At 59.1% G+C, this 23,361-nt stretch carries 18 protein-coding genes; 4 read left to right on the plus strand and 14 right to left on the minus strand.

Going from position 1 to position 23,361, the window contains the following annotated elements; genetic code table 11:
- Positions 1-32 precede the first annotated feature (32 nt).
- The 4 genes from C8C98_RS02690 (at position 33) to C8C98_RS02705 (ending at position 7,155) form a co-directional block, all read left to right on the plus strand.
- Positions 33-2,711 carry an FtsX-like permease family protein gene (locus C8C98_RS02690; RefSeq protein WP_121455977.1) on the plus strand — a complete coding sequence of 893 codons (2,679 nt, stop codon included), beginning with the start codon at positions 33-35 and terminating at the stop codon, positions 2,709-2,711.
- A gap of 195 nt (positions 2,712-2,906) precedes the next feature.
- A complete protein-coding gene (locus C8C98_RS02695) occupies positions 2,907-4,625 on the plus strand; it encodes an AIPR family protein (RefSeq protein WP_199726536.1) in 1,719 nt (572 codons plus the stop codon).
- Positions 4,626-4,911: 286 nt separating this feature from the next.
- Positions 4,912-5,967: a PLP-dependent cysteine synthase family protein gene (locus C8C98_RS02700; protein WP_121453029.1), complete on the plus strand. Its 1,056-nt coding sequence runs from the start codon at positions 4,912-4,914 to the stop codon at positions 5,965-5,967.
- A 30-nt stretch (positions 5,968-5,997) separates the two neighbouring features.
- On the plus strand, positions 5,998-7,155 hold the full coding sequence (locus C8C98_RS02705) for a carotenoid 1,2-hydratase (protein ID WP_233574431.1): 1,158 nt from the start codon (positions 5,998-6,000) through the stop codon (positions 7,153-7,155).
- 150 nt (positions 7,156-7,305) lie between these two features.
- Here the strand turns inward: C8C98_RS02705 and C8C98_RS02710 are convergent, their stop codons facing one another.
- The 14 genes from C8C98_RS02710 to C8C98_RS02775 form a co-directional block, all read right to left on the minus strand.
- Positions 7,306-9,171, minus strand: a complete 1,866-nt coding sequence (locus tag C8C98_RS02710) for a methyl-accepting chemotaxis protein (protein WP_121453031.1) — start codon at positions 9,169-9,171, stop codon at positions 7,306-7,308.
- A 423-nt stretch (positions 9,172-9,594) separates the two neighbouring features.
- Positions 9,595-10,047: a DUF1178 family protein gene (locus C8C98_RS02715; protein ID WP_121453032.1), complete on the minus strand. Its 453-nt coding sequence runs from the start codon at positions 10,045-10,047 to the stop codon at positions 9,595-9,597.
- Between the two features lie 29 nt (positions 10,048-10,076).
- On the minus strand, positions 10,077-10,382 hold the full coding sequence (locus C8C98_RS02720) for a DUF2818 family protein (RefSeq protein ID WP_121453033.1): 306 nt from the start codon (positions 10,380-10,382) through the stop codon (positions 10,077-10,079).
- Between the two features lie 17 nt (positions 10,383-10,399).
- A complete protein-coding gene (nuoN, locus tag C8C98_RS02725) occupies positions 10,400-11,893 on the minus strand; it encodes an NADH-quinone oxidoreductase subunit NuoN (RefSeq protein ID WP_121453034.1) in 1,494 nt (497 codons plus the stop codon).
- Between the two features lie 23 nt (positions 11,894-11,916).
- Complete coding sequence (locus C8C98_RS02730; RefSeq protein WP_121453035.1) at positions 11,917-13,395, minus strand: NADH-quinone oxidoreductase subunit M; 1,479 nt, start codon at positions 13,393-13,395, stop codon at positions 11,917-11,919.
- Between the two features lie 13 nt (positions 13,396-13,408).
- On the minus strand, positions 13,409-15,448 hold the full coding sequence (gene nuoL, locus C8C98_RS02735) for an NADH-quinone oxidoreductase subunit L (protein WP_121453036.1): 2,040 nt from the start codon (positions 15,446-15,448) through the stop codon (positions 13,409-13,411).
- 31 nt (positions 15,449-15,479) lie between these two features.
- Complete coding sequence (gene nuoK / locus C8C98_RS02740; RefSeq protein WP_099656374.1) at positions 15,480-15,788, minus strand: NADH-quinone oxidoreductase subunit NuoK; 309 nt, start codon at positions 15,786-15,788, stop codon at positions 15,480-15,482.
- On the minus strand, positions 15,785-16,453 hold the full coding sequence (locus C8C98_RS02745) for an NADH-quinone oxidoreductase subunit J (protein ID WP_121453037.1): 669 nt from the start codon (positions 16,451-16,453) through the stop codon (positions 15,785-15,787). Before C8C98_RS02745 ends, nuoK begins: the two co-directional genes overlap by 4 nt.
- A 50-nt stretch (positions 16,454-16,503) precedes the next feature.
- Positions 16,504-17,016, minus strand: a complete 513-nt coding sequence (gene nuoI / locus C8C98_RS02750) for an NADH-quinone oxidoreductase subunit NuoI (RefSeq protein ID WP_121453038.1) — start codon at positions 17,014-17,016, stop codon at positions 16,504-16,506.
- 12 nt (positions 17,017-17,028) lie between these two features.
- Entirely contained in the window at positions 17,029-18,105 is a 1,077-nt protein-coding gene (gene nuoH, locus C8C98_RS02755) for an NADH-quinone oxidoreductase subunit NuoH (RefSeq protein ID WP_121453039.1), read from the minus strand.
- Positions 18,102-20,234 (minus strand): NADH-quinone oxidoreductase subunit NuoG, encoded by a 2,133-nt coding sequence (gene nuoG, locus C8C98_RS02760; RefSeq protein WP_121453040.1) that lies wholly within the window; start codon positions 20,232-20,234, stop codon positions 18,102-18,104. Before nuoG ends, nuoH begins: the two co-directional genes overlap by 4 nt.
- 14 nt (positions 20,235-20,248) lie before the next feature.
- Positions 20,249-21,604, minus strand: coding sequence for an NADH-quinone oxidoreductase subunit NuoF (nuoF, locus tag C8C98_RS02765; protein ID WP_121453041.1), 1,356 nt, complete (start codon positions 21,602-21,604; stop codon positions 20,249-20,251).
- Positions 21,604-22,092: an NADH-quinone oxidoreductase subunit NuoE gene (nuoE, locus tag C8C98_RS02770; RefSeq protein ID WP_121453042.1), complete on the minus strand. Its 489-nt coding sequence runs from the start codon at positions 22,090-22,092 to the stop codon at positions 21,604-21,606. Before nuoE ends, nuoF begins: the two co-directional genes overlap by 1 nt.
- Entirely contained in the window at positions 22,089-23,342 is a 1,254-nt protein-coding gene (locus C8C98_RS02775; protein ID WP_099656381.1) for an NADH-quinone oxidoreductase subunit D, read from the minus strand. Before C8C98_RS02775 ends, nuoE begins: the two co-directional genes overlap by 4 nt.
- Positions 23,343-23,361 lie beyond the last annotated feature (19 nt).

A 23,361-nucleotide genomic window follows, 5' to 3' on the forward strand; every position in this document is an offset into this window, starting at 1 on the left:
GGCACACCCCACGCCAGCGGCACAATGCCCCCATGCTCGCACTGCTTCGCACCTTCTCGTGGCAAGACCTGCGCCACCACCCTTGGCGCAGCGCCGCCGCCGTGGCTGCCGTCATGCTGGGCGTGGCGCTGGCGTTTGCCGTGCACGTCATCAACGCATCGGCGCTGGACGAGTTCTCGCAGGCCGTGCGCGCCGTCAACGGCCAGCCCGATCTGGAAGTGCGCGCCATGCAGGGCACGCTGGGCGAAGACCTGTTTGCCCAAATCGCCACCCACCCCGACGTGGCCCGCGCCAACCCGGTGCTGGAGGCCACAGCCATGGCCCGCCCTGCAGCCTCCACAGCATCCACAGCCCCCACCGAGGCACAAGCCCCCTCCAACGACGCCATCCCCCTGCGCCTGCTGGGGGCCGATGCCCTGCTGCTGCCCGCCATGGCCCCGGCCCTCATGCCCCGGCCGTGGGAAGGCGCGGCACGCGATGCACTCTTTGCCCCCGCCACGGTTTACCTCAACCCCGCCGCCCTGCAAGCGCTGGGCGTGCCGCCCGAAGGCACCCAGCCCCGCCCCACGCTGCAACTGCAAACCGGCCTGCAAACCCTGACCGTGCAAGTGGCAGGCACCGTGAGCGCCCCCGGCGCCCCACTGGCGGTGATGGACATTGGCGCTGCGCAAGACCTGCTGGGCCGCGTGGGCCAGCTCACCCGCATCGACCTGCAACTGCAGCCCGGCACCGACCGCAGCGCCTTCCAACAATCGCTGCAAGCCCTGCCCGGCTGGCCCGCGCAGGCCACGCTGGCCGAGCCGGGCGATGCGGCGCAGCGGGTGAGCAACCTCTCGCGCGCCTACCGTGTGAACCTGACGGTGCTGGCGCTGGTGGCGCTGTTCACCGGGGCGTTTTTGGTGTTCTCGGTGCTGGCCCTGAGCGTGGCGCAGCGCGGGCCGCAGTTTGCGCTGCTGGCCGTGCTGGGCGCCACCCCGCGCCAGCGACTGGCGCTGGTGCTGGCCGAATCGGCCCTGCTGGGCCTGGTGGGCAGCCTGGCCGGGCTGGCACTGGGCACGGCCCTGGCCAGCGCAGCGCTGCAGTTGCTGGGTGGCGACCTGGGCGGTGGCTACTTTGCCGGGGTGCAGCCCCGCTTGCAGTGGAGCTTGAGCGCCGCCCTGCTGTACGGCAGCCTGGGCGTGACCGCCGCCGTGGTGGGCGGCTGGTGGCCCGCCCGCGCCGCGCAAGCCCTGCCGCCTGCGCAAACCCTCAAAGGCATGGGCAGCGCCAGCGGGCGCGCCGGGCGGGGCTGGGTGGGTATGGTTTTGATAGCTGCCAGCGCTTTATTGGCGGCGCTTCCGCCCATTTTTGGCATTCCACTGGCGGCCTATGTAGCGATTGGCCTGCTGCTGGTGGGCGGCATTGCCCTGCTGCCCTGGGGCGTGGCCTGGCTGCTGCAGCGGCTGCAGCCCCTGGCCGTGCGCCACCCGCTGACCCTGCTGGCGCTGGAGCGTGCGCGCCGCATGCGCGGCACCGCCGCCATTGCCGTGGGCGGCGTGGTGGCCAGCCTGAGCCTGGCCGTGGCGCTGACGGTGATGGTGGCCAGCTTTCGCGGCTCGGTCATCCAGTGGCTGGACGCGGTGCTGCCATCGCCGCTGTACGTGCGCTCGGCACTGCAAGCCGCTGGCGGCGACGCTGCGCTGCTGCCCCCCGGCTTTGCCGAAGCGGTGGCCCGCCTGCCGGGTGTGGACAAGGTATCGCCCCTGCGCACCAGCCCCCTGCAACTGAGCGCCGCCCGCCCCGCCCTCACCGTGCTCAGCCGCCCCCTTGGCACCGACCCCGCCCAGGTGCTGCCCCTCACCGGCCCCGCTTTGCCCGTGCCCACCGGGCAAATCGGCGTGTATGTGAGCGAGGCGGTGGTGGACCTGTACGGCGTGCGCCCCGGCCAGGCGTGGCCCGAACTTTCCAAGGCTTTTATGCCTGTAGCGCCCGATCATCAAGCGCAGGCAGCTACGTTTTTTATAGCAGGCGTGTGGCGCGACTATGTGCGCCAGACCGGGGCCATTACCCTCGACAGCGCCGCCTACCAGCACCTGACGGGCGACACCCGCATCAGCGATCTGGCCCTGTGGCCTGCCGAGGGGGTGGACATGGCTGCACTGCAAGGCCACATCCGCAACGCGGCGCAGCAGGCCAGCGCGGCAGCACCAGCGGGCTCCAGCGACTCAGGTGCCGCCAACAGCAACGTGGATGGCAACCCGCCCCTGGTCGAATTTGTCTCCGCCCAATCCATCCGCGAACGCTCGCTGCAAATTTTTGACCGCAGCTTCGCCGTCACCTACTGGCTGCAGGCCGTGGCCATTGGCATCGGCCTGTTCGGCGTGGCCGCCAGCTTCAGTGCCCAGGTGCTGGCCCGCCGCAAAGAGTTCGGCCTGCTCGCCCACCTGGGCCTCACCCGCCGCCAAATCCTGGCCGTGGTGGCAGGCGAAGGCGCGGCGTGGACGGGCATTGGCGCCATCGCTGGCGTGCTGCTGGGCCTGGCCGTTTCCGTAGTGCTGGTGCACGTGGTCAACCCGCAGAGTTTTCACTGGACGATGGAGATGAACATCCCCGCCCCGCGCTTGTGGGCGCTGTGTGCGGCGGTGGTGGTGTCGGGGACGGTGACTGCGTGGCTGGCTGGGCGAGCGGCGGCGGGGAGGGATGCGGTGATGGCGGTGAAGGAGGATTGGTAGCACACGCTTTTCCCTTCCGGTTTCATACGAACCTTCCTATAACGCCCCCACAACCATGTCGAAAAAAGTTGGGGTCAATTTTTTGTAATCTATGCAGTGACACTCTGAATTCAAGTCAAGCCTCAAGCTCTTTTTGCTTTGGTATTGACGAGCATTTACATAAACTGTGCGCAATAACCACCAGAGGAGAAAATTTTGGCAAGTATCAGTCAAGGCTCGACGGCATCCAAGGCTAGCAACGTGGATCCCAGAAAGGAAATGCTGACAGCTATCGATGGCGTGGCAAAACGTGGCGGTATCTCGAGAGATAAAGCCATCACTGCGTGGTACGCGTCGACGTTGCTAGGGATTGACGAAGACGAGGCAATTGACGCAGCCTCTGTCGATGGCTCGGAGGACAACGGCTGCGACTTTATCTATATCGATAATGACCAAGAAGTTGTATATGTTCTCCAAGGCTACGTTTCCGACCGAGCGGATCGAAGCGCAGGAATCAAGAAGTGGAATGCGCTGGTTGCGGCAGTTACCAACATTAATGATCCAATCTCTTTCCAGCATGGCGGACGCCGAGATATATTTGACCTTCTCACAGAAGTAGACATCTCGCATTATTCTCGAGTTTTTGGCCTTGTAACCCTAGCAGCAAAATCTGATCAAATTGCTAGACAACGTGAAGCAACAGTGCGCGCAAGGACCTATGGGCCAGAGGCAACCTTTTTTTATGAATATCAAGAGTCGATTTATGACAAGTTTGTGATAGCTCGAGCGGCGGACCGTAATGTCACAGAAGACGCAATTACATTCTCCGGCCCAGTCGCAGATATCAAGGGTGACTTCGGACAAGCCATTGTTGGTTCCGTAGCGGCATCTGAACTAGCCAGGCTACATGAAAAATACAACAATCAGTTATTTGAAGGAAATGTGCGCCTCTTTATCGGCGAACGAAAAGGCGGAATTAATGAGAAAATTGTCGAAACGGCAAATAATCGACCTGGTGACTTCTGGGCACTAAACAATGGAATTACCATAGTTGCCGACAGTTTCGAAAATGTTGGTGGCAACAAGTATCTAATACGACGATTTTCGGTTGTAAACGGGTGCCAGACAACGGTTAGCTTGACACGAGCAATTGAAAAATCTCCAGATGCGGGCAAAGCACAAGTTCTCGCAAGAATAGTGGGCGCCAAAAAAGCTTTATTAACCGACATCGTCCGTTACAACAATACTCAGAATCCAGTAAAGCTAGCAGCAGTCCGCTTACTAGACCCCATTCAGGAGAGTCTGCGAAGCGCCTTTTCTACCATCGAATACGTTTATGCACCTAAACAGGAAGGTGCAAAAACTGCAAAAAGCGCCAAACGAATAGAGCTTGATCGCATCACACAATATCTAGCTGCCATGTCAGAAGACACGGTTTTAGAGTCAGTAGCGAAGAAAGCCGAGCTTTTTGATCGCTCGTATAAAAACATATTTCCTCGCGGATTAAAACCTGAACGCGTAATGCTTGCATGGCTCCTAGCCCAAGAAATAGAAAATGAAAGAGCACAACTGCTTAATGCACAAGAGGGAGATTCCGATCCAATAATGAAAGCTATTCTCGGAATTCATGGAACGCCCTGGGGAATATACGTTGCAAATACACTAATCGAGAAATCAGGCTCTGACATGAGCAAGCTAACATTAAAGAGAATGATCTCACCTGATTTCAATGCTGCGCTCAAAAAGTACGCAAAAAGAGCTATGGAGCTGTACTCAGAAATCGCTGTCAACATAGTGACCACAGACGAGGCCGACTCTTCAACACGGAATGAATTACGAGCGAAGCCATTCTTGGAAAAGTTAAAAAGAAACCTCGCACTACGCATGGCGCGAATTGGAACCTGGAAGTTGCCTAAGCTAAACTCTGTCGGCTAAACATTAGCTTTTTTATTATTTATGACAGTGATCCCTCTGAAAAGTTAATGCAATATTTACTGAAAGGCTATTGACTACCTAAATTCGGTTTTGCTGCACAATGCAATCCTTTTCCAGCTTGACGTCTTTGGCGAAAGATTCTTCCATCCAATGTGAAGCAAGAATCTGTGCATATGCAGCACTGTTCAGCAAGGAATTTCATTTGCGCAGCAAAGCCCCTGAATTCTGTTAAAGACGGGCCTAGGCACTACAGCAGTTCGGCCCCATTCTCTCGATAAGTTGTCATATGGAATCCCCCTCCCCCTGGCTCCACGAAGCCATCGCCCGCATCGAAGCCGACTACCAGCGCAGCGCCGATACCCACCTGATCCCGCTGCGCCTGCCTGCCTTTGCTGCGCACGGCATTGACCTGTACCTCAAGGACGAATCCACGCACCCGACGGGCAGCCTGAAGCATCGGCTGGCGCGGTCGCTGTTTTTGTATGCGCTGTGCAATGGCTGGCTGCATGAGGGCTCGACGGTGGTGGAGGCGTCGAGCGGCTCCACGGCAGTGAGCGAGGCCTACTTTGCGCGGCTGCTGGGCTTGCCGTTTGTGGCGGTGATGCCGCGCAGCACCTCGCCCGAGAAGATTGCGCAGATCGAGTTCCACGGTGGGCGCTGCCATCTGGTGGGCAGTGCGGGCCAGGTGTATGAGGAGGCCCGCGCCATTGCGGCGGAGACGGGCGGGCATTACATGGACCAGTTCACCTATGCCGAGCGGGCCACCGACTGGCGGGGCAACAACAACATTGCCGAGAGCATGTTCACCCAGATGGCGCGCGAGCGGCACCCGGTGCCGCGCTGGATTGTGGTGGGCGCAGGCACGGGCGGCACCAGCGCCACCATTGGCCGTTATGTGCGCTACCAGCGGCACGCCACGCAGGTGTGCGTGGCCGACCCGGCGGGCTCGGTGTTCAGCGCCTACCACCGCACGGGCGATGCCAGCCTGACGGCCCCGGGCTCGCGCATCGAGGGCATTGGCCGCCCCCGGGTGGAGCCCAGCTTTATCCGCACGCTGGTAGACCGCATGGTGGATGTGGCGGATGTGGATTCGGTGGCAGCGATGCGAGTGCTGTCGCAACTGCTGGGGCGGCGCGTGGGGCCATCCACCGGCACCAACTTTGTGGCGATGCTGACGCTGGCGCATGAGATGCGTGAGCGGGGCGAGAGCGGCTCGATCTTGTCGTTGCTGTGCGATGCGGGGGAGCGGTATTTGCCCACGTACTACAACGGCGACTGGGTGTCTGCCACCATGGGTGACTGCACCGAGGCGCAGGCGCGCATTGCGGCGCTGCTGGATTGATCGGCACAACGGCGGACGAATCTGATGCCGATGCGTGCACTAACACCTATGCCCACTGGTGCGGCTGCGCCCGCAATGGTGCGGGCCCTCTCGCGCCGCAGGTGGCTGGCCTGGGCGCTGGGTGCGATGGGTGCGGGGGCTGGCCCCATCGCCCAGGCACTGCCCGCTCGGGCGCTGCAGTTTCCGCGTGACCATGGCAGCCACTCCGAGCTGCGCACCGAGTGGTGGTACATCACCGGCTATGCCACGGCCGGGGGGCGGCCGTTTGGGTTTCAGGTGACGTTTTTCCGATCGCGTATGGATGCCACGCAGGCCATGCAGTCGGCCTTTGCGGCCAAGCAGCTGGTGTTTGCGCACGCTGCCGTGACCGATGTGCAGGGCCGCCGCTTGCTACACGACCAGCGCATGGCACGGGCCGGGTTTGGCGTGGCGCAGGCCAGCGAGGCCGATACCGCAGTGCGGCTACGGGACTGGAGCCTGCAGCGGCAGGACACGGCGCGGGGGAAGCCCGACACAGCCACCAGCCGCTACACCACCCAGGTGGTGGGCGAGCACTTTGGTCTACAGCTGCAGTTTGACGCCACCCAGCCCCTGCTGTTGCAGGGCCAGCAAGGGCTGTCGCGCAAAGGGCCGCAGGCAGCGCAGGCCAGCTACTACTACAGCCAGCCCCAACTGGCGGTAAGCGGCCGCATCGTGCTGGATGGGCGCACCCTGACCATTGACACCACCCAGTCCGCCCGCGCCTGGATGGACCATGAGTGGAGCGAGGCCCTGCTGGCCGACGATGCGGTGGGCTGGGACTGGATCGGCATGAACCTGCTGGACGGCAGCGCGCTCACGGCCTTCAGGCTGCGGCGGGCCGATGGCACGGCGCTGTGGGCGGGCGGGTCGTTCAGGGCGGTGGGCCAAGCCACCCGCGTGTTCACCGCCACCGAGGTGGCCTGGCGCCCACTGCGCTGGTGGACCAGCCCCGAGAGCGGCGCCCGCTACGCGGTGCAGTGGGAGGTGCAAACCCCCGTGGGCACCTACACCGTGGCGGCGGTGCTGGATGCGCAGGAGCTGGACAGCAGTGCGTCGACCGGGGCGGTGTATTGGGAGGGTTTGTCAGACCTGCTGCACGCCAATGGCAACGTGGCGGGGCGTGGGTATCTGGAGATGACGGGGTACACCCGGGCCATGCGGCTTTGAGCGCAGGGCTGGGGTGCGGTGGGTTGCGGTTGGCTCCCATAGCCCCGCCTCCACAGAATCACTACGGATCGATTTCAATAAAAAAGAGCATGCAACGCGTGGCCGCAGGCTCTTTGGACGGGCGTTCAGCCGGATGAATCAGGCTGCGATTCAGTCCCTGGACAGCGCCAAAGCCTGACCCCGCTGGGGCGATGCGCTGCCACCCCATGCGGCCGCGCCACCGTGGTCGAGCTTGAAGCCTGCCACCGCATCGGCCAGCGCCACCGCTTGGTGCTGCAGCGACTGGGCGGCGGCCGTGGCTTCTTCGACCAAAGCGGCGTTCTGCTGGGTGGACTGGTCCATCAGCGTGACGGCGCTGCCGATCTCGGCAATGCCAGTGCTTTGCTCCTGGCTGGCCAGGCTGATGTCAGCCACGATGGTGGTGACCTTGCGCACGCTTTCCACCACCTTGTCCATGGTGGCGCCGGCCTCTTGCACCAGCTTGCTGCCCGCATCCACTTGCGAGGCCGATTCGCTGATCAGCTCCTTGATCTCTTTGGCGGCCGTGGCGCTGCGCTGGGCCAGCGTACGCACTTCAGAGGCCACCACCGCAAAGCCGCGCCCTTGCTCACCAGCGCGGGCGGCCTCGACGGCGGCGTTCAGGGCCAGGATGTTGGTCTGGAAGGCAATGCCGTCAATGACGCCAATGATGTCCACGATCTTGCGGGCCGAGGCATCGATGCCGCCCATGGTCTGCACCACCTGCCCCACCACGGTGCTGGCGTGCGACGCGACCTGCGATGCGCCGGTGGCCAGGTCGTTGGCCTGGCGGGCGTTGGCCGCGTTTTGCTGCACGGTGGCGGTCAGCTGCTCCATGGCAGCGGCGGTTTCTTCGAGGGAGCCCGCCTGTTGTTCGGTGCGCGCTGACAGGTCGTGGTTGCCGCTGGCAATCTCAGTGGAGGCCAGTCGCACGGACTCGGACGATTCGCGGATGCTCACCAGCACCTTGGCGATCTTGTCCACAAACTGGTTGAACGAGGCAGCGATGGTGGCCAGCTCGTCATTGCCCTCGGTGGCAAGGCGGCGGGTCAGGTCACCCTCGCCCGAGGCAATGTCGCGCAAGGCGTCGCTTACCAGCCCCAGGCGGCGCAGCTGGCGGCTGACCGCCACCGTCAGCAGGGCCACGGCCACCAGCACGCTCAGTACGGTGATGGTGGCAGCAATCTGCAGCATGGCGGTCACTGCCTGCGTAGCTTCTGCGCGGTCAATGGCAATCGCCAGCGTCCAGGGCGTGCCGTCGACCTTGGCGGCATACAGCATCTGGTCGGCGCCATCGATCAGCACATCGGCGCGGGCGCTGTCAGCGGCCAATTTGGTCAACAAAGCGGCGTCTACGCCTTTGGCAATGTCGGATGCGGGCTTGAGCGAGAGGTCGGCCTTGGGGTGCGCCAGCAGCTTGCCTTCGCCGTCAATCAGGAACGCAAAGCTTTTGGAGATAGGGCGGATCGCGGCGACCTTCTTGGTCACAGTGTCCAGGTGCATGTCGGAACCGACCACGGCAGTGGGCTGCCCTTTGGGGCCAACGGGCTCGACAAAGCTGATAGTGAGCTTGCCCGTGCTCGCATCCACGTAAGCCGGGGTCAAGGCTGGCCCCCCGGTTTGCACGGCCTGCTTGTACCAAGGGCGGGCCGTTCCGTCGTAGCCATCGGGCATGGGGTGGGCAAAGATGTTGCGTTTGTCGGCGTAGACAAAATACGTGTCGTCAAACGCACCAGCCTGTTTGGCGGCCAGCAAAAAGGGCACTGGCTCTGCCTGGCCCACGGCCAGTTTCAATGAGCTGGTGATGCGCTGCTTCTCTCGCACCCACTCCGCCAGTTCGTTGGCGTGGGATCGGGTGAGCTGACCCACGCGGTCGTCAATGCCATTCAAAGTGTCTTTGCGAACCACCACAAAAGTAGCCAGCGCCAGCGTTAGAAGTGAAAACACCGTGATCGCAACGCAAATGGCAATCAGCCGTGCACGCAGTGTTTGAAACATGTGGAGCGCCTTGAATGTAAGTGTTTGAAAATTATCTGCCAGCCGTTTCACAGGTGGCGCAAATTTTCGGCAACGGCCCACATGGTAGCTAGTTAGCAACAAAGTATGCACTAGCTACGGGAAATCACTGGCCCGTAAAAAAAGGCAAGTACCTGGAGATTGCAGGCCTAGTCAGCGCGGTTTTTCCTATGCAATGCACTGCATAGCCCTCTTTTGCTTTGAGGTATTGGGGATGGAAAGGCGAGGGAGAAACGTGGGCCAACTGGGGCGTGGTGGATAAAGCAGCCAGAGTCGTTACCGACCAAGGCTGGCCGCAACAGCATCGATTTATCTGGCATGGATCGGTGCAATTCAGCACTGCGAAATGACCAGCACCTTGGCCCCTGCCAGCCATGGCTGATGCCCCCGCCCCGAAAGAGGCAACTACTGCAAGGGCTCTTTCAAGACGGATGGAAGGGGAAGCACGGCAATGCCTTCGTCCAGCAATTGCACGGTTTCCTGCAGCGTGGCTTGCCCGCGAATGGCACGCTCATCGGCATCACCCGCATGGATTTTGCGAGCCTCTTCGGCGAAGCGAGAGCCCACATCTTCAGACTCGGCCACCATGCGACGGGCCTGGTGTAACCAAGCGGCGAGTTGCTGCGGATTGGGGGCGGGAGATTCCGGCTGGCGCACAGAGGGAGACTGAGCAAGGGGCTCGGGCGGCGTGGCCCCCAAGTTCAAGCGCGGGGCGCTGAGGCGCTTGTGCACCTGCTCATCACCGCACAAAGGGCATTGCACCAACCCCCTTTGGAGCTGAGACTGAAAGTCTTCTTCCGATGCAAACCAGCCTTCAAAGACATGTTCGCTACGGCACTGCAGATCAAGCACCTTCATGGCGACGAGCTTACGCGAGGGTCAGGCAATCAACCGCGACGGCGCACAAGGTAGCGGTAGATGAACCCAGGGAATGCCAACGTGACGAACAACGTACCCGTGATGGCGTAGAACTCCCAACCCTGCGGCGCATTCTGGCCCGCGCGGCGCTCCAGCAGCATGGCGCAGCCACCTACGATGAAATACAGCGCCACCAGCTCCAGCAGTCGAATGAACAGGGTTTTGTGAGGCCTTGCCACGGGCCCCACCAGCGCCAGCCGCTGGCTCAGAAACGGCAGGTTGGCCGCAACCAACGCCGCGAAAATCACCAACCAGATGGCGCCTGTTTGAGACACGGCTCAAAAATTCTGGATCAAGTCGCGAGTGCACGCACGATGGCGTTGGCACACAGCGTCATCAGCCCGCCAGGCAACAGACCCAGCACCAGCACCAAGGCGCCGTTGATCGTCAGCACCACACGGACGTCCAATGGAGCGGACACGTGGGTAGCGGTGAGTGGTGCGTCAAAGTACATCACCTTCACTACGCGCAGGTAATAGAAGGCACCAATCAGCGACATCATCACGGCAAACACGGCCAAGGCGATGTACAGATTCTGACCCGATGCCAGCAGGGATTGCAGCACAGAGAGCTTGGCGTAGAAGCCCACCATGGGCGGGATACCCGCCATGGAGAACAGGCACACGGCCATCACGCCGGCATACAAAGGGCTGCGTTGGTTCAATCCGGCCAGATCGGCAATCTCTTCGCTTTCAAAGCCTTCGCGGGCCAAGAGCAGGATGACACCGAAGGTGGCCAGGGTGGTCAGCACATAGGTGATGACGTAGAACATCGAGGCGCTGTAAGCGTTCTCTGCCACTGCCGAGTTCACTTGGCCATTGATCACGCCCGACAACAGACCCAGCAGCACAAAGCCCATTTGTGAAATGGTGGAGTAAGCCAACATGCGCTTGAGGTTGGTTTGCGCAATCGCCGCGAGGTTACCGACCAGCAAGGAGCCAATCGCCAACACAGCGAGCATTTGCTGCCAATCGATTGCCAGGGGCAACAGGCCATCCACCAACAGACGCATGGTGATGGCGAAAGCAGCCAACTTGGGCGCGCCACCAATCATGAGAGTAACGGCGGTAGGAGCACCTTGGTAAACGTCGGGGATCCACATGTGGAAAGGCACCACACCCAGCTTGAAAGCAAGGCCAGCCACCACGAACACCAGACCGAAGACCAGCACCTGGTGCTTGATTTGACCCGAAAGCACCGCCTTGAACACTTGGCCGATGTCCAAAGAGCCGGTAGCGCCGTAAAGCATGGACAGGCCGTACAGCAAGAAGCCACTGGCCATCGCACCCAAAACGAAGTACTTCATCGCCGCTTCAGTGGCCGTCGCGTTATCGCGACGCAAAGCCACCAGGGCGTAGCTGGACAGCGTCAACAATTCCAGACCCAGATAGATCACCAGGAAGTTGTTGCCGGAGATCATGATGAACATGCCCAGCAAGGCAAACATGGAGAGCGTGAACATCTCACCACCACGCAGCATGTCGCGGTCGGCAGCGTAAGGGCGGCCATACACCAGCGTCACCATGACAGCAATGGTGGCAAAACACTTGAGCCAATTGCCCATGGCATCACTGACCACCATGTTGCCAAAGCCGTAGAAGGTATTGCCACTGCTGGCGTAAACACCTTCCAGGGCGGCCACCACGGCCAAAGTGAGCATGGTCAGCACGTAGGTTGCAGTGCGCCGTGGGCTGTTCACCCCCAGATCGACCAGCGCAATCACGCAGGCCATCACAAGAAGCACGATCTCGGGGTAGACCGCAAGCCAGCTGATGTTGTCAATCATCTCAAATCTCTCAGTTCTGTCGGTCAGTTCAGCTTTTGCAAGGCCACGTGCTTGAGCAGTTCAGCCACCGAAGCGTCCATCACATCCGTGAACGGACGGGGGTACAGGCCCATCGCCAGCACGGCAATGGCAAGAAGCGCAAGCACCAAGAACTCACGGCTACCAATGTCCGTCAACTCCTTCACATGGCTGTTGCCCACAGGACCCAAGTAGACGCGCTTGAACATCCACAGTGTGTAGGCAGCACCAAAGATCAACGCCGTGGCAGCGGCCAGACCCACCCAGAAGTTGGCCTTCACGGCGCCCAGGATGACCATCCATTCGCCCACAAAACCAGCGGTTCCTGGCAGGCCGCAATTGGCCATCGCAAACAGCAGTGCAAATGCAGTGAAGTTGGGCATGGTGTTGACCACACCGCCGTAGGCAGCGATCTCACGGGAATGCACGCGGTCGTACAACACGCCGATCGACAGGAACATCGCGCCCGACACAAACCCGTGGGCAATCATCTGCACCAAACCGCCGGACACGCCCAGGTCATTGAAGATGAAGAAGCCGAGTGTGACAAACCCCATGTGGGCAACGGACGAGTAAGCCACCAGCTTCTTCATGTCCTTTTGCACCATGGCCACCAGACCCACGTAGATCACGGCCACCAGAGACAAACCGATCATCAGCCAAGCCCATTCGCGCGAGGCATCAGGGGCGATAGGCAGAGAAAAACGCAAGAAACCGTAGGCACCTAGCTTGAGCATGATGGCAGCCAGCACAGCAGAGCCGCCCGTTGGCGCTTCCACGTGAACATCAGGCAGCCAAGTGTGCACAGGCCACATGGGCACCTTCACGGCAAATGCCGCGAAGAAGGCAAAGAAAAGCAAGGTCTGCGCGGTGCTGCCCAAAGGCAGCTTGTGCCACGAAGCGATGTCAAAGCTGCCACCCGACTGGTTGTACAGGTAGATCAGCGCAATCAACATGAGCAAAGAGCCCATCAGCGTGTAAAGGAAAAACTTGAACGCTGCGTAGATCTTGTTGGGGCCGCCCCAGATACCGATGATCAGGTACATGGGGATCAGCGTGGCCTCGAAGAACACGTAGAACAGCATGCCATCGAGTGCCGTGAACACGCCAATCATCAGGCCCGACAAAATCAGGAAGGCGCCCATGTACTGGTTCACGCGCTCTGTGATGGACTCCCACGAAGCCAGAACCACGATCACCGTGATGAAAGCCGTCAGCGGAACAAACCAAAAAGAGATGCCGTCCACACCCAGGTGGTAGTGGATATTGAAACGCTCAATCCAAGCAGCCTTCTCGACGAACTGCATGGCTGCAGTGCCTGTCTCAAATCCACCATACAGAGGCAGCGTGACCAAAAAGCCAACCACGGCACCCACCAGTGCAATCCAGCGCACCGCGCGGGCATGCTCATCTCGCCCCAAAGCGAGCAACACTGCCCCAAAGACAACAGGGGTCCAGATTGCGAGACTCAACAACGAACTCATTTTGTTTTTTTCCTTACTTGATGAGCTGCATGAAGAAGTCGCCCCAGACAAACCAGGTCATCAGCGCGAAGACACCCAAAATCATCACCAAGGCGTAATGGAAGATGAAACCAGATTGCATCCAGCGAACCACGCCGGACACAGCACCGACGAGTTTCCAGGAGCCGTTGACCACACCGCCGTCGATGATGGCCTGGTCGCCCACCTTCCAGAGCCCTGTGCCCAACGCACGGGCGCCACGGGCCAGGATGTTTTCATTGATCCAGTCCAGGTAGTACTTGTTTTCCAGCAAACGGTACAGCGGCTGAACACGTGCCTTGATGCCCGCGGGAAGCGCTGGATTGACCATATACATGTAGTAAGACAAGGCGACGCCCGCGAATGCCAGCCAGAAAGGCGCCGTTTGCAGACCGTGCACAGCCATGGCCACGGGCCCGTGGAATATCTCACCCAGCTTGGCCATCGCAGGATGCTTTGCAGCGTCCACAAAAATCACGTTCTTGAAGAAGTCGCCAAACAGCATCGGCTGAATGAACAGGAAACCGACAATGACCGACGGGATAGCCAACAACACCAAAGGCACTGTCACTACCCAAGGCGATTCGTGTGGTTCATGGTGGTCGTCGTGCCCATGCCCATGGTGATCGCCGTGGTGCGCATCGGGGTTCTGGTCAAAACGTTCCTTGCCATGGAAGACCAGGAAGTACATACGGAACGAATAGAACGCCGTCACAAACACACCGGCCAGCACGGCAAAGTGCGCAAAGTGTGCGGCTGGCAGATGGCTGAAATGCACTGCCTCAATGATGCTGTCCTTGGAGTAAAAACCCGCGAACAGAGGGGTACCGATCAACGCCAACGAACCCAGCAACGAAGTAATCCAAGTAATGGGCATGTACTTACGCACGCCACCCATCCAGCGGATGTCTTGGTTGTGGTGCATGCCCATGATGACCGAGCCAGCGCCAAGGAACAGCAGCGCCTTGAAGAACGCATGGGTCATCAGGTGAAACACGGCCACCGAATAGGCCGAGGCACCCAGAGCCACCGTCATGTAGCCCAGCTGCGACAGCGTGGAATACGCCACCACGCGCTTGATATCGTTCTGGATGATGCCCAGGAAGCCCATGAACAGGGCGGTGATGGAGCCGATGATCAGAATGAAGTTGAGTGCCGTGTCCGACAGCTCGAACAGCGGCGACATGCGCGACACCATGAAGATGCCTGCGGTCACCATGGTGGCTGCGTGGATCAGCGCCGAGATGGGGGTCGGGCCCTCCATCGAGTCAGGCAGCCAGACGTGCAGCGGAAACTGTGCGGACTTGCCCATCGCGCCGATGAAAAGGCAGATGCAAATCACGGTGATCAGCATCCAGTCGGTGCCAGGGAAGGCCAAGCCCCCCAGTTCACCCGATTTGGCGAAGATCTCACCGTAATTCAGTGTGCCGGTGTAGGCTGCAATCAGGCCAATACCGAGAATGAAGCCAAAGTCACCCACGCGATTGACCAAGAAGGCCTTCATGTTGGCGAAGATGGCCGTAGGCTTGTTGAACCAGAAACCGATCAGCAGATAAGAGACCAAACCCACTGCTTCCCAACCAAAGAACAGCTGCAGCAGGTTGTTGCTCATGACCAGCATGAGCATCGAGAAAGTGAAAAGCGAAATGTAGGAGAAGAAGCGGTTGTAGCCTTCGTCTTCTTCCATATAGCCGATGGTGTAGATGTGCACCATGAGCGAAACAAACGTCACCACCACCATCATCATGGCAGTGAGGCTGTCAATGAGGAAGCCTACCTCCATCTTCAAGCCACCGACCACCATCCAGGTGTAGAGGGTTTCATTGAAGCGGGCACCGTCCAGAGCAACGCTCTTGAGCGTCATGGCGGACAGAACAAAAGCCACCAGCACACCCAGAATCGTCAAGGTGTGGCTAAGGCGACGGCCAATCCAGTTACCACCAAAGGTGGTGCCGAAAACGCCTGCCAGCAAAGCACCCGCCAGCGGGGCCAGCGGGACGGCCAGGAGCGTTGAAGCAGAGAGGGTTTGACTCATTATTGAGAACCTTGGGAATACGGGTAACTCATCAACCCTTGAGGGTGTTGAGGTCTTCTGCGTTGATGCTGGACTTGTTGCGGAACAGCAGCACCAGAATGGCCAGCCCAATGGCGGATTCAGCAGCTGCCACTGTCAGAATAAAAAACACGAACACTTGCCCGTGCATGTCGTCCAAATAGTGGGAAAACGCTACGAAATTCATGTTGACCGCCAACAGCATCAACTCAATGGCCATCAACAAAACGATCAAATTCTTGCGGTTCAAAAAGATACCAATGACGGCCAGCGCGAAAAGCATCGCCCCGAGCGATAGGAAGTGCCCCAATGTCAATGTCATGCTTTTTTCTCCTGAGCCTGGGCTTCTTCCTGCGAAGGTTCTGCAGGCTTCTGTGTGGCGGCAACCTTCACCACCTCAAGCCGATCACGGGCACGGACACGCACCTGAACGGAAGGGTTGATCGCCTTGCTGTCCTTGCGCTGACGCAGCGTCAATGCAATGGCGGCAATCATGGCCACCAGCAAAATCACGGCCGCAATTTCGACGGGGTACAGGTACTCGGTGTAGAGCAACTTACCCAATGTCTTGGTATTGGAATACTGAACCACCTGGCCTGCGGCATCCAGCAAGGGAGCCGCCCCCTTGGGCTCATCCAGCCCCCGGAACCCACCCATCAACACCGCAGCCATTTCCAGTGCGATCAAAGCGCCGACCGTGGCAGCCAAAGGGAAGTGTTTCCAAAAACCTTTTCGCACGGTGTCGATGTGGATGTCCAACATCATCACGACGAACAAGAACAGCACCATCACAGCGCCGAGATAGACCAGCACCAGGGCAATGGCCAAAAACTCCGCCTTGAGCAGCAACCAAACTGCAGCAGCTTGGGAGAATGCCAGGATGAGATAGAGCACCGCGTGCACAGGGTTGCGCGCGGTAATCACCCGGAAGGCCGCGAAAAGCAGCACAACCGAGAAAAAGTAGAAGAAACCAGTCTTGGCGTCCATGGATCGGGTCTTTATAGAAAGTCAGGCAAACAGGCTGAGTTCAACACCGATCAACGGTATTTGGCATCTGCTGCCTTGGCCGCAGCGATTTCGCCTTCGTACCGGTCGCCCACAGCCAGGAGCATGTCCTTCGTGAAATACAGGTCACCACGCTTCTCACCGTGGTATTCAAAGATATGTGTTTCCACAATCGAATCGACCGGGCAGCTCTCTTCGCAAAAGCCGCAGAAGATGCACTTGGTCAAATCGATGTCGTAACGGGTGGTGCGACGCGAGCCGTCGTCACGCACATCAGATTCGATGGTGATCGCCATCGCAGGGCACACGGCCTCACAAAGCTTGCAGGCAATGCAACGCTCCTCGCCATTGTCATAACGGCGCAGGGCATGCAAGCCCCGGAAGCGGGGAGACAGCGGAGTTTTCTCTTCTGGGAACTGCACGGTCACCTTGCGGCGAAAGGCATAGCGCCCAGTCAGGGCCATACCCTTGAGCAGCTCCACCAGCATGAAGCTCTTGAAAAAGTCTTTGAACGAAAAAGGCGCAGCAGCAGCAACAGCAGTCATTCGTGTCCCCGCTTATTTCCAGATATTCCAAGGCGAGAGCAACCACCCGCCGACGATCACCAAACACACCAACGTGACTGGGATAAAAATCTTCCAACCCAAACGCATGATCTGGTCATAGCGAAAGCGCGGGAACGTGGCACGAATCCAAATGAACATGGACACCACCAAGAATGTCTTGGCAGCCAACCAGATCCAACCGGGAACGAAGGACAAGATATCCAGAGGCGGCAACCAGCCCCCCAGGAACATCAGTACAGCAAGGATCGACACCAACCACATGCTGGCGTACTCAGCCAGGAAGAAGATCGCGAAGCCCATGCCCGAATACTCAACCATGTGACCGGCCACGATTTCGGCTTCGCCTTCCACCACGTCAAAAGGGTGACGGTTGGTTTCAGCAACGCCAGAGATCAAGTACACCAAGAAAATTGGCAACAGGGGCAACCAGTTCCATGACAAGAAGGTCAGGCCCTTGTCTGCAGCCATGCCCTTGGCTTGCGACATGACGATCTCAGTCAGGTTCATGCTCCCGGACACCATGATGACCACGAGGAAACAGAACCCCATCGCGATTTCATAACTCACCATTTGGGCCGAGGCGCGAAGAGCTCCCAGGAAGGCATACTTGGAGTTCGATGCCCAGCCGGCAATGATCACGCCATACACCTCGATGGAGGTAATGGCCATCACCAACAGCAAGCCTGCATTGACATTAGCCAGGGCAACATCCGGACCGAAGGGGATCGCGACCCATGCAGCCAGAGCGGGCATGATCGCCATGATCGGCCCGAGCACAAACAGCCCCTTGCTTGCGGCGGTGGGCTGGATGATTTCTTTGGTGAGCAACTTCAAGGCGTCTGCAATAGGCTGCAGCAATCCCAAAGGGCCCACGCGATTGGGGCCATGACGCACCTGCATAAAGCCCAGCAGCTTACGCTCCCACAAAGTCAGGTACGCCACAGCGCCCATCAATGGGGCCAAGATGCAAACGATCTTGATCAGAATCCAGAGTACCGGCCAGACCATGCCAGTCCACCAGCCAAAGGAAAGCAGGTTCAGGCCCGCGTTGTAGATCGCGTCGATCATGCGGCCACTCCTTCACGAGCCATGCGTGCGTCGGCAGTGAGCTGCAGCGACGTAGAACGGCGCACCAAGCCGTCCAGTTGATAGATAGAAGCAACTACAGGTTCTGCAGCGGTAGAGGTGGCAGCGGGCACTGTTTTCACGGCATTCGACAACTGCGCAGCGGGCAGTTGCGTGACCGTACCCGCAGCAGCATTCGTAGCTCGGGCCAACACATCCTGGGAGGTTTCAAAATCGAAGCCTGGCACCCCCAGCAGGTTGGCCAGGACACGCAAAACCTTCCAGGCCGGACGGGTGTCTGCCAATGGACGCACCACAGCATGGAAGCTTTGCAAACGGCCTTCGGCGTTGACAAAGCTGCCCGATGTTTCCGTGAAAGGCGCAATTGGCAACAGGACGTCACTGAATTCCATGTTGGCCTTGAAAGGGCTCAACGTGACCACCATCTCAGCACCAGTCAGAGCGGTTGCAGCTTGTGCACCCGCAGCGGAGTCATAGACCGGCTCGGTGTTAAGCAACACTGCAGCCTTCAAACCACCGGAGAGCATTTGGGCTGCATTCAGACCACCATTGACAGGGTGAGCCCCCGCAAACTGTGCGCCCACAGTGTTGGCCGCTTCGGTCAGGTAACCCACCGTCGCGCCGGTGTTCTCGGCAATCCAGTTGGCGAGTGCCAACAATTGCGTGGCTTGCGCATGGTGCGCAGCGCCGTTGCCCAGCAGCACCGCCTTGCGTTCACCGCCCAGCAGGGAACGGGCGATGGCTTGCGCGGCTTCGCTGGCGGCAGCGGCGCCTTGAGGGGGGGCAACGCCTTTCTCTTGGGCTACGGCAGAAGCGATACCACCCAGCGTGGTCATCCACTCAGAAGCACTTTGTGCAACGAATGGCTGCACAGGCATTGCCCAATCCTGGACCGTAGAGCCGATGGCGCTAACTTGACACCCATGGCGTGCAGCCTGGCGAATACGCTGGGCAAACAGAGGGTGGTCCTTGCGCAGGTTCGAGCCCACCACCAACACGCGTTGCAGTGCAGACAACGAGGCAATCGAAGCACCCAGCCAACGAATGCCTTCGGGTGCAGCAAATTCAGCGTTGCGCAGACGGTAATCGATGTTGTCACTGCCCAAACCACGCACCAGAGCACCAGTCAAGTACAACTCTTCCAGCGTGCTATGCGGGCTGACCAAGGCACCAATGCTCTTGGCGCCGTGATCGTTCTTGATGTTCTTGAGACCGTTGGCAACGTACTCCAGCGCGGTTTGCCAGTCGACTTCTTTCCACACCCCGCCCTGCTTGAGCATGGGCTGGGTCAAACGATCTTCGCCATTCAGCGCTTCATAGGAGAAACGGTCACGGTCGGCAATCCAGCACTCGTTAACGGCCTCGTTCTCCAGAGGCACAACACGCATGACCTTATGGTTCTTGACCTGGACAATCAGGTTGGAACCGGTCGAGTCGTGCGGGCTCACCGAGCGGCGACGCGACAGCTCCCATGTACGGGCACTGTAACGGAAAGGCTTGCTGGTCAAAGCGCCGACAGGGCAGATGTCGATCATGTTGCCCGACAACTCGGAGTCCACCGTATCACCCGTGACCGTGGTGATCTCGGAATGCTCACCGCGGTGGATCATGCCCAGCTCCATCACGCCGGCCACTTCCTGGCCAAAGCGCACGCAGCGGGTGCAATGGATACAGCGGCTCATTTCCTGCATGGAAATCAGCGGGCCAACGTCCTTGACCGGTACCACGCGCTTTTCTTCCTCATAGCGCGAAGAAGAGCCACCGTAACCCACAGCCAAATCCTGCAACTGGCATTCACCGCCTTGGTCACAGATAGGGCAATCCAGGGGGTGATTGATCAGCAAAAACTCCATGACCGACTGCTGGGCCTTGATGGCCTTGTCGCTCTTGGTGCGCACGATCATGCCCTGAGTCACCGGTGTGGCACAGGCAGGCATGGGCTTGGGCGCTTTTTCCACGTCCACCAAGCACATACGGCAGTTGGCGGCGATGGATAGCTTCTTGTGGTAGCAGAAATGGGGAATGTAGGTACCCGCTTTCTCGGCTGCATGCATCACCATGCAACCTTCGGCGACTTCTACTTTCTGACCGTCCAGTTCAATTTCAACCATATGTTCTCTCGCGATCAGACGGACGTCGCAGCCTGTGGGGCGTTGTTCCGGATCAGTGCCTCAAACTCGGGACGGAAGTGTTTGATCATGGCGCGCACCGGCATGGCGGCAGCATCACCCAAAGCGCAAATCGTGCGGCCCTGGATGTTGTCAGCCACAGAATTGAGCAGGTTCAGATCACCTTCTCGCCCCTGACCGTGCTGAATGCGATCAATAACGCGCCACATCCAGCCCGTGCCTTCGCGGCATGGCGTGCATTGGCCACAAGACTCGTGCGAATAGAAATAGGACAAACGCAACAGGCTTTCAACCATGCTTCGGGAGTCGTCCATCACAATCACGGCGCCAGAGCCCAGCATGGAGCCCGCCTTGGCGATGGAGTCATAGTCCATCGTGCATTCCATGATGATGGATGCAGGCAGAACCGGGGACGACGACCCTCCTGGAATCACAGCCTTGAGCTGACGCCCCTTGCGCACGCCACCGGCCAACTCCAACAGCTTGGAGAACGGTGTACCCATGGGCACTTCATAGTTCCCAGGTTTTTCCACGTCGCCAGAGACCGAGAAGATCTTGGTACCACCGTTGTTGGGCTTACCGCATTCGAGATATGCAGCTCCGCCGTTGCGGATGATCCACGGCACGGCCGCGAAGGTCTCGGTATTGTTGATGGTGGTGGGCTTGCCGTACAAACCGAAGCTGGCCGGGAACGGCGGCTTGAAGCGCGGCTGGCCCTTCTTGCCTTCCAGCGATTCGAGCAGCGCGGTCTCTTCGCCGCAGATGTAGGCGCCGAAACCGTGCGCTGCATGCAGCTGGAAGCTGAAGTTGCTGCCCAGGATCTTGTCGCCCAGGTAGCCCGCTGCGCGTGCTTCTTCGAGCGCTTCTTCAAAGCGGTCGTAGGTCTGGAAGATTTCGCCGTGGATGTAGTTGTAGCCTACGGAGATGCCCATCGCGTAGGCCGCGATGATCATGCCTTCGATGACGATGTGCGGGTTGAACTGCAGGATGTCGCGATCCTTGCAGGTGCCCGGCTCGCCTTCGTCGGAGTTGCACACTAGGTACTTCTGGCCGGGGAACGAGCGGGGCATGAAGCTCCACTTGAGCCCCGTAGGAAAGCCCGCACCGCCGCGACCACGCAAACCGGATTCCTTGACCGTCGCAATCACTTGGTCCTGGCTCAAGCCTTCAGAGCCATCCTTGCCCAGGATGCGGCGGAGTGCCTGGTAGCCACCACGCGCCTCGTAGTCCTTGATGCTCCAGTTCTTACCATCCAAGTCCGCATAAATCTGCGGATTGATATGGCGATCATGGAAACACGTCTGGACACCCGTAGATTGAAACTGGGAAAGAATTTGTGCAGCTGTCGTCATCACTTGCCCTCCGCAGCACGAAGGCTATCGACCAGTTGGTCGAGCTTGTCGTTGTCCATGAAGCTGCACATCGTCCGGTCATTGACCAGCATGACTGGCGAGTCAGCGCATGCCCCCAGACATTCACATTGCTGCAGGGTGAACAATCCATCAGCAGTTGTCTCGCCCATGGAAACACCCAGCTTTTTTTCCAGATGGTGCAATGCCTTCTGACCGTCACGCAACTGGCAAGGCAGGTTGGTACAAACATTCAGCTTGTACTTGCCCACGGGCTGCTGGTTGTACATGTTGTAGAAGGTGGTGACTTCATGCACGGCGATCTGAGCCATGCCCAGATACTCGGCGATCACAGCCTCAGTGTCAGGACTGACAAAGCCCTGCTCTTGCTGCACGATGGACAAACAAGCCATCACGGCAGACTGCTTTTGGTCTGCAGGATACTTAGCCACTTCACGCGCAAACCGCGCCAGCGTCGCTTCGGTAATCATCGGTCAATCTCTCCGAACACGATATCCATGGTGCCAATGATGGCCACGGCGTCAGCAATCATGTGTCCGCGTGCCATCTCATCCAAGGTCGCCAAGTGCGCAAACCCAGGAGCGCGAATTTTCAAGCGGTAAGGCTTGTTGGCACCATCACTTACCAAGTAAATGCCGAATTCCCCCTTGGGGTGCTCCACCGCTGCGTAAGCTTCACCTTCAGGAACGTGAAATCCTTCAGTGAACAGCTTGAAATGGTGGATCAGCTCCTCCATGTTCGACTTCATGGATTCACGCGCAGGCGCAGCAACCTTGTGATTGTCAGTAATCACTGGCCCTGGATTGGCTTTGAGCCAATCCACGCACTGCTTGATGATGCGATTGGATTCACGCATCTCCTGCATACGAACCAAATAACGGTCGTAGCAATCGCCCGTCTTACCCAGCGGAATATCGAAATCCACCCGGTCATAGGCATCGTAGGGTTGGCTCTTGCGCAAATCCCAAGCTATACCAGAGCCGCGCAACATCGGACCAGTCATGCCCAGATTCAAGGCACGCTCTGGCGTCACGACACCAATCCCCACAGTCCGCTGCTTCCAAATCCGGTTGTCGGTCAAAAGCGTTTCGTACTCATCCACACAAGCCGGGAAGCGCTGCGTGAAATCGTCGATGAAATCCAACAAAGAACCCTTACGGTTCTGATTCATTGCCTCCAGCGCCTTGGCGTTCTTGATCTTGCTGACCTTGTACTGGGGCATGCTGTCAGGCAGATCACGGTAAACACCGCCGGGGCGGAAGTACGCTGCATGCATACGGGCGCCGGAGACTGCCTCGTACATATCAAACAGGTCTTCCCGCTCACGGAAAGCATAGATCAGGATGGTGGAACTACCGCAGTCGTTGCCGTGCGACCCAAGCCACATCAAGTGGTTCAGCAGGCGCGTGATTTCCGAGAACATGACCCGGATGTACTGCGCACGCAAAGGCACCTCAAGGCCGAGCAACTTCTCAATGGCCAGGCAGTAAGCGTGCTCGTTGCACATCATCGACACATAGTCGAGCCGGTCCATGTAAGGCAAGGACTGGATGTAGGTTTTGTGCTCGGCCAGCTTTTCGGTGGCACGGTGCAGCAGACCAATGTGCGGATCCGCACGTTGCACCACTTCGCCATCCAACTCCAGCACAAGACGCAACACACCGTGCGCGGCCGGATGTTGCGGACCAAAGTTCAGAGAGTAATTTTTGATTTCTGCCATGATGGATCACATGAGCGCA

This window comes from Acidovorax sp. 106 (assembly GCF_003663825.1).
GTDB lineage: Bacteria > Pseudomonadota > Gammaproteobacteria > Burkholderiales > Burkholderiaceae_C > Acidovorax.